We start from the raw sequence: 13,607 nt of genomic DNA on the forward strand, positions 1-13,607 counted from the left end.
ATCTGCTTAATCTTTTATGAAATCGATGGAATGTATCAGAAACTTGCCTCCTGCGTCCTTCACCCGGATCAAAGTAGTGTAGGATCCGTTGCGGTGCGTGTAGGTTCCGATCACGTAGCGCTTGTCTTTCCGCACGGACTCGCTCGGCGTCGGGAAGTTGTAGGCGAAACCGGTAGGCGGGTTTTTGCTGAAAAAGTTCTTCATCACGAACTCTGCCTGGGTCTTGCTGTAATCCGTGGCCTTCTCGTCGGCAAACGACAGACTCACCTTGCTGTCGAAGTACCTGGCCAAGTCCTTGGCAGAGCCCGCACGCAAGGCCGACTGCACACCATCAAACACATCTTTCTGGGCCACCGCCTGGTTGGAGGCAAGCAATGTGGTGACGAAAGCCAGGAAAAATACTACAGCAATGTTTTTAAAGTTTTTCATAAGGTGTATAAGTAATCTCGCCTCTCTATCAGCCAAAACTATGCCAACAAAAGTCGTTAGCAAGTACCTAAATATAACAGGAATAATCAATATATGCCGATGTAACGGTATAAATATTCCGGACGTTACAGCGGTATAGCTTGCGCAGTGCCCGGTCGCTCAGCCTGGAGAAAATCCCCCGGTCTCCGTCAGTTAACTATTACGTCATTCTCCGGCATCAGCTACAATTTAAGCATTTACAAGCCAGGCTTCTCATCGCGCAGGCACAAATCAGCTGCCGAGGCAGGAAAGGCACCACAGATTATCTTATATTTGCACCATGGACAAAAAGGTAATGCTCATGATTCTGGATGGCTGGGGAATCGCCACCAACCCAGAGGTTTCAGCCATTCACAAGGCACACACGCCCTTCTACGATCACATCATTCAGACGTACCAGCATACCACGCTGCAGGCTTCCGGTGAGGCGGTAGGGCTTCCGGAAGGGCAGATGGGCAACTCAGAGGTAGGACACATGAATCTCGGTGCCGGCCGTGTGGTGTACCAGGACCTGGTGCGCATCAACAAATCCATTGCGGAGCGCAAGCTAGCCTCCATGCCGGCCCTGGCAGGCGCCTATTCTTTCGCCAAAGAAAATAAAAAAGATGTGCACCTGATCGGCCTGCTCTCCGACGGTGGCGTGCATTCGCATATCGAGCACCTTAAGGCACTCTGTACCACCGCCTTCGACTATGGCCTGGACAAGGTATACATCCACGCCTTTATGGATGGCCGCGACACAGACCCGAAAGGCGGCGTGAAGTACATCAACGACCTGGAGCAGCACCTCGACAATACCACCGGCACCATTGCCTCGGTGATCGGGCGCTACTATGCCATGGACCGCGACAACCGCTGGGAACGCGTGAAACTGGCCTATGACCTGCTGGTGCACGGCAAAGGCACGCCTTCGCAGAACCTCATCAAGTCCGTGCTGGACTCTTACAATGCCGGTGTCACCGATGAGTTTATCCAGCCGATTGTAAAAGTAAACAACGAGCAGCAACCGATTGCTACAATCAAGGAGGGCGACGTGGTGATCTGCTTCAACTTCCGCACTGACCGAGGCCGCGAGATAACGCAGGCGCTCACCCAGCAGGACTTCCCGGAGCAGCACATGCACAAGCTCAACCTGCGCTATACCACCCTCACCAATTACGACGACACCTTTGTAGGTGTAGAGGCTATTTTTGATAAAGACAATCTCAACAATACGCTCGGCGAAGTCGTGGCCAAGGCCGGTCGCAAGCAGATACGCATTGCAGAGACAGAGAAATACCCGCACGTGACCTTCTTCTTTTCAGGAGGGCGTGAAGTGCCTTTTGATGGCGAGAAGCGCCTGCTGTGCCCATCGCCTAAGGTGGCCACTTACGACCTGAAGCCCGAGATGAGCGCCTACGACATTCGTGATGCCATTGTGCCCGAGCTGCAACAGCAAACCGCCGACTTCATCTGCCTCAACTTTGCTAACCCCGACATGGTGGGTCACACCGGCGTGTTCGAGGCTGCTGTGAAAGCCTGCGAGGCGGTGGACCGTTGCGCTGAGGCGGTGGTGAATACCGCCCTGGGAAGCAACTACGACGTGATCGTGATAGCCGACCATGGCAACGCCGACTACATGATCAATCCGGACGGTACGCCCAACACGGCCCATACCACCAACCTGGTACCTTGCATACTGGTGAGCAACGACTATACAGGCACCCTGCGACCAGGCAAGCTCGGCGACATTGCCCCGACCATACTGGAGCTGATGGGTATTGCGCAACCGCTTGAGATGACGGGCGAATCACTTCTTCAGAAAGCACAGTAAGTTGAGCAGCTATCGCATCATCGGACTATTGGCCCTGCTCGCGGGACTTGCAGCATGCGAGCGGCCAGCGCCACCGGCTTCTACAGGACAGGCAACGATCTTCGACCTGACGGGCTACCTCCAGGAGCAGACGGCCCGCCTGCAGCAGGAGCAACCGCCGGTACTGAAATCGGTTATCGCGAAAGGGCAGCCGACTGAAACCCTGCAGATGGAGGAGATGGACTGGGAAAAGGAGCTGGCCATTTTCCACGAGGTGGATTTGAGCCGCCCGGCCCTGCGTGACTTTTACAAGGAAGAGCGCCATACCTTGCCCAACGGCAGTACGGTCAGCGTTTTCACGAAAGACCCTGAAGCGGCCACCCCCGTTGACCGGCTGCAACTCACCGTGTCGCCTGCTCAGAAGCTGGAGCGCCTCGAAGCGGTGGTGCTAGAGGAGAATATGCTGTTCTACTCGAAACGAAACATCAGCCTGGATGCGGACGGTGCCTCAGGCAACCTGTCCGGCTACCGGGTGGAGGGCGTGCAGAAGCTTATTTTCGGGGATTCGCTCCGGTACCGTGTCGACGCTAATCTATAGGCAGGTTTTTGCAAGCAATCTCCAGCAGCCTTATTTCTTTCTGAAAGGTTAAATTGCGTATATTGCTCTACTAAGCCGCTCAGGTCATGTGGGTTATCCATACCTGAACGCCCCTGTTGCCTGTTTGATCTGTGCGTATGCGTGTCTATACCTTAGTCCTTTTTCTAGCTTTTGCCTTTGTTCGGTTGTCCTTTGCACAGACGTCGGGGCAGGGCCGTAGCTGCAGCACAGACGCTTACCTGGAAACACTAAAGCGACAGGACCCGGGCTTTGAGGAGCGAAGCATCAGGACCCAACAGGCAGTGCAGCAGCACATGCGCCAGCGCCCTGCCGGCCAGGCCTTGCAGCAGGCAACTATCACCATACCAGTGGTGTTTCATGTGGTGTACAGGGCCGGAAGTGAAAACATCAGCGATGCGCAGGTGCTCTCGCAGCTCGCCGTGCTGAACCAGGACTTTCGCCGCCTGAACGCCGACACTACCAACACGCCAGACTACTTCCAGCCTTTTGCCGCGGACAGCCGCATCGAGTTTTGTCTGGCTGTAGTAGATCCGGACGGCAACCCCACGACAGGCATCACCCGCACTCAGACAACCAAAGAGAGCTTCAGTTATTTTTCGGATCAGATTAAGTCCACGGCCAACGGCGGTGTAGACGCCTGGGACACCAGGCTATACCTGAACATCTGGATCGGCAACCTGGGCACCAGCAGCATTGGCTATGCCTCTTCACCCGACGTCTCGCCTAATCGCGATGGGGTGGTGCTGCACTACCGCACAGTGGGCGCCGCGCCGCTCAACAACAGCCTCTGGGCATACAACAAAGGCCGCACCGCTACCCACGAGGTAGGCCACTGGCTGGGCCTGAAGCACATCTGGGGCAACGGCATGACGTGCAACGACTCTGATGACATCGACGACACGCCCAACCAGTTCTCGCAGACGGACGGCTGCCCAGGCGGAATAGAACTCTCTTGCGACAACGGGCCCTATGGCAACATGTGGCAGAACTACATGGATTACTCTGACGACGCCTGCATGAACCTCTTCACCAAGGGCCAGGCTACCTATATGCAAAGTATACTGCAGACGACACGCCGTTACATGTCAGCGTCCTCGGTTTGCACAGGCGAGTTGCGCTCCCGTTTTAGCACGGCACAGCCGCAGGACACCCTGTTGGCTCCCGGCGACCAGATACAGTTCCTGGGCTCTTTCTCGGGCTTTAAGCCTACACAGTGGCAGTGGGAATTCGAGGGAGGGACACCTGCCACCTCCACAGCCCAGAACCCAACTGTCCGCTATAGCCGCCCGGGCAGGTATAGCGTCACGCTTACCACTTCTAATGGGAGCTCAAGCCACACCCTCACCAAAGAGGACTACATTTACGTGACCCCAGACAATGTGAAGGTATACCCGAATCCGGCGAAAGGCTACATCGTGCTGGAACAGGCAGCCCGTCAGCAGATTCAATCGGTGGAGTTGCTGAACCGCCACGGACAGGTAATGCTGCGCGGGGAAGTAGCGGATAGGGTGATCAGGCTGGATGTGCAGCACCTGCCGGCTGGCATGTATCTCTTGCGCACGACCAGCACCAACGGCACCGCCGTCACGAAAGTAAGTCTTGTAAGATAGTTGCTATACCTTAGTAGCCTTCGCCCTGCAACGTAACCACCACCGTGCGTTTGGAGGCATGGTTGCGGTGCTCGCACAGGTATACGCCCTGCCAGGTACCCATATTAAATTCCCCATCTGAGATCGGCACCATGACAGAACTTCCCAGCAAAGCCGCCTTCAGGTGTGCCGGCATATCGTCGGAGCCTTCCTGGGTGTGTCGGTAATAGGGCGCGTTCTCAGGCACCATCTGGTTGAAGTGACTCTCAAAGTCTTGCCGCACGGTAGGGTCTGCGTCTTCGTTGATGCACAGGCTGGCCGAGGTATGCTTGATAAAGATATGTGCCAGGCCCACTTTGTAGTTCTCCAGCTCAGGCAGCTGTGCCGTGAGCAAGTCTGTAATCAAATGAAAACCGCGTTTCACGGCCGGCAGGCGTATCTCTTTCTGAAACCACATGGGTGTTGGATTTTTGAGTTAGTAATGGAGTGAATGAGTGATTGGATTCTGATTTAGTGGCTGAGTGATCTTTGGTAGAGCGATTGAACAGTAAATTTTTGTGTGACTTTCTGAATGGCTCGATCGTTATGATTCATACGGAAATACACTACTTGAGTAAACTTAGATAAAATCTCCGTGCTTCTTCCGTTAATGTCTCATTGATTAAACACGTCCAACCAAAACTCACTCATTCACTCCATCACTAATTCAAAAATCAGAAATCGCTCATTCACTAACTCAGTCAATACCTCGCTCAAAAGCTCCGATGTCGGGTTTGGTGGAGTTGCGGTTTATACCTTTGAGGTCCTTGTTTATACCTAGGAGGGGTATAGCCGCGCTGGAGGCAGGGGAAAGGGTGTCGAGGCTGAAGTCCTGCTTGCGAATATCCTTGAACTTGGGGTCGATGTTGAGCAGGTTGCCGTTTATGTTGAGCGTGCTTTTGTAGGCATCTGTGCGCAGGATATTGTGTGCCACCTCTGCCGTCAGATCTCCTTCCAATAGCACCTCATTTATGTAGTTAGAGCCCTCGCTGTATACGATGCTGTTCACCAGCCGCAGTTGTGTAGGCTGGTCGCGGATATCAGTGCCAGGTATAAAATCGGCGACTACGAAAGCGGGTGTCTCGCGCTGCAACTGGTTCTGGTAGTTGACGATGGTGGAGTAGAGCACTTCATACTTGCCGCCACCCAGGCCGCCGAAGCTGTACTGCCCACAGTTATTGATCAGCGTATTCACCACTTTCACATCCGACGTGAAGGCCACAATGCCATCCAGAAAAGCATACTGAATCACACAGCCCTCCACCAACGTGCCGCCCTTGCCCGGGTTACCGATCCGGAGGCCACGTACTGTATTCCGAATATCGGCATAGCGGATGGTGTTGTTCTGGCTGGCCGTGAGGATGCGTACACCTTCCCATTGGCCGGGCGCATTGGCATAGGCAGGCTCGCGCCGTATACCTGAAAACGTCACCCGCTCCTCCGGCGTGCCTTTCACCTGCAGCGTCCCGTTTATCAGCAGCACGGCTTTGTTCGTGGCGAAGATGCGAGCGCCTTTCTCGATGGTGAGGGTGGATCCCTCACGCAGCAGCACCGTGTCGAGCAGCACGTGCGGTTTGCCCGCCGCCCAGGTCGTATTGCCGATCACTCCTTTTGGATGGAACACCGCATCCTGCCCATAGGCCACCAGCTTTACGTTCTGCTGGTTTCCGTTTGTCTGAAACAGGATGGAGTCTGCCACCAGAAAAGGCTGGTTCTGAGCCGTTGGGTTGATGTTCACGCGCACCAAAACGTAGAGGCTATCCTGACCGCGCAGCTCGAGGTTGTTGGCGATCGGAGTTTCCTGGCCGTTGATAGTCAATTTGTAAGGAGATGTATTGGCACCGCCCAGGCTAATGCTGCTGATGCGCACCGCTTTCTTTTGTGGGTTGTATACCTTCAGTCGCCGCGTTACGCTGCCCTGCGTCACAAGCACCGTATCGAAGAGCACTGTGTCCGCCGAGAAGCGCAGCACCGCATCTGGGTCGTTGGTCACGACTTCATCCTTGGGTTCGCAGCCCACCATCGAGAGCAGGAACAGGAGGGGCAGTATGGCGAGCAGGTATTTCAAAGGTGGATGATGGCTAAATGGTTGAATATTTATTTACTTCACTTTAATGAAGTTGCTTTGGTCTCCATGCATAATCGAACTTCCTAGCCTGTGGACCGATATTTCCAAAATCAATGGTTACTGTATTTCCGTTTTTGTTATTGCTGAACTGACTGTCAAGCATAAGACAGAAGCCAATGACTAGCTCATGGTTGCTATCGTCGTCAGCTACTATTTTGTAGTTGTCTCCTTCGAACCACGTTACCATCTCCTTATCCCACCAAGCTATCTGAACATCGTTTTTATACACGGAATGTTTATGCCCTTTGTGCCCGAAGATTTCATACAGGTCGGCTCCGTCCCGGCATTGGTAGTAAGACTTCCAGAGTGAGACCGTACCAAATTCGATTGTGTCTCCATCCCATAGCGTCACCTTATACTTCGGGCTGAACCATGACCACCTCTTTCCCATTGTGAGCTTTGCTCGAGAATTCTGATTGTCAAACAGGTGCAGCTTTGGCATAAAGCCTATCAGCTGGGATGAAGCGAAATACGTTTGTTCTCCGTTGATAAATATCCTGTACTTATCTCCGAAAGCGATTTTCTTCTGATTTATGTCAATTACCATCCTTTACTAATTCAAGTACATACCTAACTAATATATAGACGGTCGATGCGCCAATGGATAAACTCGTTCATGATACGATCGTCATTTAACGAGTTCACCAAGTTAAAACAAAAAAAGGAATGCAGCGCAGCTTTCGGCTGCACCACATTCCTAAATATACCTTGGTCAAGAGCGGGTTAGTTGTTACGCGGTGGCACCTTCTTTCAGGCGCTCGGCGTTTTCGGCTATACGCAGCTCTTCTACGAAGTCTTCAATACCGCCGTCCATTACGTTTGGCAGGTTGTATACCGTGTAGCCAATGCGGTGATCGGTTACGCGGCCCTGTGGGTAGTTGTAAGTACGGATCTTGTCAGAGCGGTCGCCGCCGCCTACCATGCTCTTACGCTGGGCTCCTTCGGCTTCCTGTTTCTTGGCCAGCTCCACCTCAAATATACGCGAGCGAAGCACCGCCAACGCCTTGTCGAAGTTCTTCAGCTGCGATTTCTGGTCCTGGCACTGGGCCACGATACCGGTCGGGATGTGTGTCAGGCGAACAGCAGAATAGGTCGTGTTCACCGACTGACCACCCGGGCCTGAAGAACAGAACAGGTCCTTGCGGATATCGTTCATGTCGAGCTCAATGTCGAATTCCTCCGCCTCTGGCAACACTACCACTGAAGCCACTGAGGTATGGATACGGCCCTGCGTTTCGGTGGCCGGTACACGCTGCACACGGTGCACACCCGACTCAAACTTGAGCTTGCCATACACGTCCTCACCGGATACGCCCACAATAATTTCTTTATAACCGCCGGATGTACCTTCGGTGGCATCCATCAGTTCCATGCGCCAGCCCATCTTCTCAGCGAAGCGGCTGTACATGCGGTACAGGTCACCGGCAAAGATAGAGGCCTCGTCACCACCAGCTCCTGCACGGATCTCCATGATGATGTCTTTGCTGTCGTTCGGATCTTTCGGGATAAGCAGCTCTTTCAGCGTGTCTTCCATCGCATCGCGCTGTGGAATCAGCTCGTCGAGCTCTTCCTTGGCCATCTCGCGGAAATCCTCGTCCTTCTCCGTCGCAATCACCTGCTTGGCGTTGTCGATGTTGCTCAGGATGTTGAGGTACTTCTTATACTCTACTACTATCTTGTCAAGGTCCTTGTACTCTTTATTCAGCGATTTGAATTTCTTCATATCGCTGGCCACGTCCGGCTGGATAAGCAGCTGGCTTACCTCTTCAAACCGTTGATTAATGGCTTCTAATTTATCTAACATCGCTCTGTTATGGTTTTAAGCTGCAAAGATACTAAATTGGCGTTTAAGTAATAAAACATAAGTGTTGGTTCACCCCGTTAAATTACTTATTTATCCTACTACAAATTTGTGTTAAAAGATGTTCAAAGCCCGTTCTTTGCTCGCTATTATAACCCTTGCGATGGCCTTTATAGTTTCAGGCTGTGATGTGAAAGTGAAACCGATAGAAGGCGGGAAGGAGATAGCCCAAGAACTGGAGCGCCACAAGATCAAACGCCTCACCAAACAGGACATCCTCAACGCCGCGCAAAAGTACGGCGACTCCATTGTGGTAGTGGCCCAGCAGTTGCACGAAGCACGCATGGCGGAGCACCTGGCGCAGGGCGGTATCGCTGTCGCTATACCTTACTGCCAACCCGAAAACTACGAAGAGGTGGAAGCCCTGCAGTATAAGTTCGGCGCCCTGTCGCGCCGTTTCAGCGAGCAGCCGCGCAACCCGCAAAACCAGGCCAAGGGCAGTACAGCTCAGGCACTGACCAGGTATAGTAGTGGCCAGGAGAAAGGGGCTATGGTGGAGGAACTGAACCAGAACGAGATACGCTATACCTCCCCGATCTACCTGCGCAACGAGACCTGCCTCAGCTGCCACGGCACAGTGGGCCAGGAGGTAAGTGAAACCGATTATACCCTGATCAAAGCGAAGTACCCGCAGGACCAGGCCACTGGCTACAAAAGTGGCGACCTGATGGGGGTATGGGAGCTTACGTTCGACAAGATGGACCTTGTAGCTTTCCTCAACGACCAGCCCAAGAAAAGCCGCCGCCCGCGCTAAACATTCCGCTGGCAGCTCTGTTTTAGGGCCATACAACCGGTTTAAGGTGACATAAGTCACTGCATTTTACGCCTAAAAGGCTTACCTTTGCACTTGGTTTGATCAGGACTCCTACCTGATCTAATGTTTAAACTTTAAAAGATAGATATACTATGGCTGTAATTGTTGCAACCGATAACGATTTCGATAACGTACTCAACTCAAACCAAAACGTGGTGGTGAAATACTACGCTGACTGGTGCGGCAGCTGCCGTTTGTTTGCACCCAAGTTCAAGCGCATGTCCGACGAAGAAGTTTTCGCCAATGTGGCTTTCGTGGACGTGAACGCTGAAACCAGCCCGGAGGCCCGCAAAGCGGCCAGCGTAACAAACCTGCCTTTCTTCGCTGTGTTCAAAAATGGCAAACTGGTAGACACCGTGGCCGCCAGCAAAGAAGAAGCTGTACGTGATCTGATCAACAAACTGACTGCTTAAGAAATGAAGATACCCGTAATAAAAAAACTAGTAGAAACTCAGTCGCTGGAGGCGCTAACCGCGGCCGAGGAGGCATTGATGGAGGAGCAGCCGCTTGCCATTGAGGTGGAAGGCGACGACGAAGGTGAACAGCTGACGCACGTGATTGCCGCCGCCTGGATCCTGACCTACATGAACGACAACGGTGTGGACTTTAAGACCGCCCTGCGCGAATACACCAAGAAAGTACGCGTTTCTATCAGCTAACCCTAGCTGACAAACACAAAAAAGCAGCAGGCCCCGAAACGTAATGTCTCGGGGCCTGCTGCTTTTTATGTTATAGCGACCGATCTACATGTTATTTTTGGCGAAATACGCCTCTGCCAGCTTTCCGCCCAAGTCGGTACAGATGCCGCGCACATAGTACAGGTAAATGCTTCGGAACACTTCGGACAGGTCGTACTTGGCAGGCGGGAAAGACGCCGGGTTGATCATCATGAAGAACTGCTCCAGAATGATCTTGGTAACCAGTTGCAGGTTGATGTCTTTGCGGAAATAGCCTTGCAGGATGCCTCTGTTCAGAATCTCAGCATTCACGTGCTGGTTGTTGTCAGCCACATTCTGCAGGCTCATTTGCCAGGCTTCCGGGTACTTTCGCAAATCGGCAATGTAAACGGGGTTCACTTGCCTGATAGCCTCTATGCCGTCACGCAACAGGAACATGATTTCATCTACAGGATTAGTCGCCTTTGCCAGCATCTCCGCCTGCCTCCTGTTGTTGACCTCTATTTCATACAGGATCACCTGCTTCACCATGTTCTCACGGCTCGAGAAAAGCTCATGAAAAGTTGACTGACGTATATCCAGTTTACTGATCAAGTCCTCGTCCGTGTTCGCCTCTATACCTTCCCGCTTAAAAATATGCAGGAGCTCATCCAGTATGGTTTCTAAAAATGTCATTGAATAGGGTAGGTCATCAGGCTGCTGTATAGAACAAGTACCTATACGCAACAAAAAGCCTGACGTGTATTATAAATTTACATTCGTCCCGTTTGGAACATGCAAATGTAACACAATTAGTTGCGTGCTGCAACCGACCCAGTAGCCGCGGCCCCTGCGGATTTACAGTAGAGTCCAGATACTTATGAAAAAAACAGCCTGGACCAGGTATACGTAGGGCGCCAACCGGTTTTGTTTGTAAATGGGAGCTTTTTGGAAGTACAGCTGAAACAGAAAAGAAAGCCCCAGCCACCCCATAAAGTTAGACAGCGGGATGTGTCCGCCTTCCCAATCCCAGAAATCAAAGGCCACTGCCACTGGCTCTAGAAAGAAATCGAGCCCGACCATGAGGAGCGCTGCCACCAAGGCCCTGACAAGCCAGTGCATATCGATCATGTTCACTAGGTGCCCCGTGGTGTAGACGAGCATCAGCCAGTTTAGCCCGATGAGCAGCGGCACGTCCAGCAACTTTATACCTAGCGATTTGCCGTAAGCGTAGTCTCCAAACAACAGCCCGGTGTGTATGCCCAATACTTCTGCAAAAAAGCCCACCGTCATGATCACCAGCGCGAAAAGCACAAAGGCCGCGTTCCAGCGCCTGTGGAAAGAGAAAAGCAGAACGTTGGTCAGGAGCAGGTTCATGGGTGTGAGTCGCTGAAACTTTTCGGGTTCGCCACTGAACAGAAGTCCCCAAAAGCCCACGGCGTGAAAAATTGCCAATACGCCCAGTGCTGCTGCCAACGCATAAGGTTTAAGACGCTGCTGCAAGGGTATAGCCGGTTGGTATGGATGTGTAGTGTCAGACATGCTGTTTTGGTTCATTAACTGATGTTACGGCGGGCGCCAGGTTAGCCACTATACGGGCAGAGAGCAGACACAGTGGTATACCGCCGCCCGGGTGCACACTGCCGCCGCAAAAGTAAAGCCCCTTGAGTTTAGAGCTGAAGTTCGGGTGCCGGAGGAAGGCCGCCATGCGGTTGTTGGAGCTGCTGCCATACAAGGCCCCCGCATAGGAAGACGTTTGCTGCTCGATCAGCAGCGGGTCCAGCACCTGTTCGCACACAATATTCTGGCGGATGTCGGTTTGGAGCATGCGGCTCAACTTATCGGTTACGGCCTGCCGGGTCGTGCCGATGAGCTGCTCCCAGTCCTGCCCCTGGTGGTGCGGCACGTTCACCATCACAAACCAGTTCTCGCAGCCGGCGGGTGCGTCACTCTTCTCCATTTTGGAGGTGATGTTCACGTAAACCGTCGGGTCCGGACTGATGGACTTGTGCCGGAAAATGTGCTCGAACTCCTTTTTATAATCCTGGCTGAAGAAGATGTTGTGCACGTGCAGCTCCGGAAATTCGCGGGCTATACCCCAGTAATAGATCAGCGCCGAACTGGAGCGCGGTTGCTGCAGGGTCTGTTCCGGCGCGGGCTGGTCTGGCAACAAGCGGCGATAGGTGGGCACCACGTCCATGTTGCTCACCACTACGGCGGCGCTATACCTTCCCGAGCTGGTTTCTATACCTGTGGCCCTGCCGTTTTGCGTGACAATGCGCTCGACCCGCTCGTTATACCTAAAGGCCACGCCCAGTTCTTCGGCCAGCTTCACCAGACTAGAAGCAATGCTGTAAATGCCTCCTTTCGGATAAAAAGCGCCAATGTTGTGCTCCAGGTGCGGAATCAGGTTGAGCGTGCCGGGTGCCTGGTAGGGGTCAGAGCCGTTGTAAGTGGCAAAGCGGTCGAGCAGCTGCACAAAGCGTGGGTCGTTGAACAACTTAGCGTTGGCATCATGCATCGTGGTGGTGAGGCCCAAGTCCGACAGGCAGCCCAGCGCCTTCAGCACATCAGCGCTCAGGTAAGTATCGAGCCGGTGCAGCGACTTGTGCAGAAAAGTATCGGCCGTGCCCTGGTAAAGTCGGGCGCTCCTGGCCAGTACCTCCTGCACATCCTGCGCCTTCACGCCTAGCTGCTGCTCCGCTTCAGTAGCGAAAGCCTCAGCATCGGCATAGGCTTTCAGGCGACTACCGTCGGGCCAGAAGTAGTGCGTGATCGGGTCGAGACGGGTATAGGTGAAGTAGTCGGAAGGGTTTCGGCCTGCCAGCGTGAAGAGCTCGTCCACCAGGTGCGGCAGCGTAAACAGCGAAGGGCCGGCATCGAAGCGATAGCCCTGCAGGTCAAACTGATGCATCTTACCTCCGAACGAGGCATTGGCCTCAAACACGGTCACGTCGTAGCCTTTCACCGCCAGCCTAATGGCCGTGGCTATACCTCCTATACCTGAACCGATGATGGCCGCTTTCGTCATACCCGAATGTAAGCAGATTATTACTCTCCTGCACTTAACTGTGAGGGTGGGGCAAAGGTTTTGAAAAATGCCGGTATACCTGAAAGTGAAAGCAACCTTTTATAGTGGCTATACCTAACCTATCCGGTAGTTATAACTGCTGAAACACCTTCTTGTAAACCGGCCCACGCATACCAAAAGCCGCCAGCATGAAAGGGTATAGCAGGACATCCAGCGCCTTATACCCGGTGCCGTAGTCGATGATGTCGTGGATAATGGCGCCGCTACCGTGTTGCGTGACCAGGTGCTTGTGTCGCCAACTGCGCAGGGGCGGAGGCACTTCCTGTCCTTCGTCTACAAACCAGGCGGCCTTGTCTGTTATTTCCCGCTCTGTAATCAGGCTCGTCCACCGGAAGGCTTTTATACCTGTCTGCAGCTCTACCTCCACTACATCACCCACCTCACTGCCATCAAAGCGCAAGAGTTTCAGGCGTGGATAGGGCGGAGCCAGCTTCCTGAACAGTTGCTCATCAAAAGCGTGGAATACGCTCAGGTAGTCCTGCTGAACTGCTGTCTGGAGGTGGAGGTGGAGGTGCATGTATTGAATGGTTAAATGGTTGATGGTTTAATT

Annotated in this window: 15 protein-coding genes; 6 read left to right on the forward strand and 9 right to left on the reverse strand. The window is 53.2% G+C overall.

The window, feature by feature from the left end:
* Positions 1-6 precede the first annotated feature (6 nt).
* Complete coding sequence (locus B0B12_RS09535) at positions 7-429, reverse strand: DUF4783 domain-containing protein (protein WP_076668267.1); 423 nt, start codon at positions 427-429, stop codon at positions 7-9.
* 319 nt (positions 430-748) lie between these two features.
* Here B0B12_RS09535 and gpmI point away from each other — a divergent pair, with 319 nt between their 5' ends.
* The 3 genes from gpmI (at position 749) to B0B12_RS09550 (ending at position 4,489) form a co-directional block, all read left to right on the forward strand.
* Positions 749-2,281, forward strand: coding sequence for a 2,3-bisphosphoglycerate-independent phosphoglycerate mutase (gpmI, locus tag B0B12_RS09540; protein WP_076668269.1), 1,533 nt, complete (start codon positions 749-751; stop codon positions 2,279-2,281).
* Position 2,282: 1 nt separating this feature from the next.
* Positions 2,283-2,858 (forward strand): hypothetical protein, encoded by a 576-nt coding sequence (locus B0B12_RS09545; protein WP_076668271.1) that lies wholly within the window; start codon positions 2,283-2,285, stop codon positions 2,856-2,858.
* A 185-nt stretch (positions 2,859-3,043) separates the two neighbouring features.
* Entirely contained in the window at positions 3,044-4,489 is a 1,446-nt protein-coding gene (locus B0B12_RS09550; protein WP_244554664.1) for a M43 family zinc metalloprotease, read from the forward strand.
* Between the two features lie 10 nt (positions 4,490-4,499).
* Here B0B12_RS09550 and B0B12_RS09555 read toward each other — a convergent pair whose 3' ends face one another.
* From B0B12_RS09555 to prfA, 4 genes are all read right to left on the reverse strand, one after another.
* Positions 4,500-4,925, reverse strand: coding sequence for a secondary thiamine-phosphate synthase enzyme YjbQ (locus B0B12_RS09555; RefSeq protein ID WP_076668276.1), 426 nt, complete (start codon positions 4,923-4,925; stop codon positions 4,500-4,502).
* 279 nt (positions 4,926-5,204) lie between these two features.
* Positions 5,205-6,575: a hypothetical protein gene (locus tag B0B12_RS09560; protein ID WP_076668278.1), complete on the reverse strand. Its 1,371-nt coding sequence runs from the start codon at positions 6,573-6,575 to the stop codon at positions 5,205-5,207.
* Positions 6,576-6,618: 43 nt separating this feature from the next.
* Entirely contained in the window at positions 6,619-7,182 is a 564-nt protein-coding gene (locus tag B0B12_RS09565) for an LURP-one-related family protein (protein WP_076668281.1), read from the reverse strand.
* Between the two features lie 183 nt (positions 7,183-7,365).
* The gene (gene prfA, locus B0B12_RS09570; protein ID WP_076668283.1) at positions 7,366-8,439 is read right to left on the reverse strand and encodes a peptide chain release factor 1; all 1,074 of its coding nucleotides are present in this window, start codon (positions 8,437-8,439) and stop codon (positions 7,366-7,368) included.
* Between the two features lie 160 nt (positions 8,440-8,599).
* On the opposite strand from prfA, the gene B0B12_RS09575 reads away from it, so the two are divergent.
* The 3 genes from B0B12_RS09575 (at position 8,600) to B0B12_RS09585 (ending at position 9,969) form a co-directional block, all read left to right on the forward strand.
* Positions 8,600-9,250, forward strand: a complete 651-nt coding sequence (locus B0B12_RS09575) for a Tll0287-like domain-containing protein (protein WP_244554665.1) — start codon at positions 8,600-8,602, stop codon at positions 9,248-9,250.
* Positions 9,251-9,402: 152 nt separating this feature from the next.
* Positions 9,403-9,723, forward strand: coding sequence for a thioredoxin family protein (locus B0B12_RS09580; RefSeq protein ID WP_076668286.1), 321 nt, complete (start codon positions 9,403-9,405; stop codon positions 9,721-9,723).
* Between the two features lie 3 nt (positions 9,724-9,726).
* Positions 9,727-9,969 carry a DUF6952 family protein gene (locus B0B12_RS09585; RefSeq protein ID WP_076668289.1) on the forward strand — a complete coding sequence of 81 codons (243 nt, stop codon included), beginning with the start codon at positions 9,727-9,729 and terminating at the stop codon, positions 9,967-9,969.
* Between the two features lie 84 nt (positions 9,970-10,053).
* Here the strand turns inward: B0B12_RS09585 and B0B12_RS09590 are convergent, their stop codons facing one another.
* From B0B12_RS09590 to B0B12_RS09605, 4 genes are all read right to left on the reverse strand, one after another.
* The gene (locus B0B12_RS09590) at positions 10,054-10,662 is read right to left on the reverse strand and encodes a TetR/AcrR family transcriptional regulator (RefSeq protein WP_076668291.1); all 609 of its coding nucleotides are present in this window, start codon (positions 10,660-10,662) and stop codon (positions 10,054-10,056) included.
* Between the two features lie 162 nt (positions 10,663-10,824).
* Positions 10,825-11,508 carry a carotenoid biosynthesis protein gene (locus tag B0B12_RS09595; RefSeq protein ID WP_076670182.1) on the reverse strand — a complete coding sequence of 228 codons (684 nt, stop codon included), beginning with the start codon at positions 11,506-11,508 and terminating at the stop codon, positions 10,825-10,827.
* Positions 11,501-12,997, reverse strand: a complete 1,497-nt coding sequence (crtD, locus tag B0B12_RS09600) for a 1-hydroxycarotenoid 3,4-desaturase CrtD (RefSeq protein ID WP_076668293.1) — start codon at positions 12,995-12,997, stop codon at positions 11,501-11,503. The genes B0B12_RS09595 and crtD overlap by 8 nt, the downstream gene beginning before the upstream one ends.
* A gap of 130 nt (positions 12,998-13,127) precedes the next feature.
* Positions 13,128-13,574 carry an SRPBCC family protein gene (locus B0B12_RS09605; protein WP_076668295.1) on the reverse strand — a complete coding sequence of 149 codons (447 nt, stop codon included), beginning with the start codon at positions 13,572-13,574 and terminating at the stop codon, positions 13,128-13,130.
* Positions 13,575-13,607 lie beyond the last annotated feature (33 nt).

Source organism: Pontibacter indicus (assembly GCF_900156345.1).
Taxonomy (GTDB): domain Bacteria; phylum Bacteroidota; class Bacteroidia; order Cytophagales; family Hymenobacteraceae; genus Pontibacter; species Pontibacter indicus.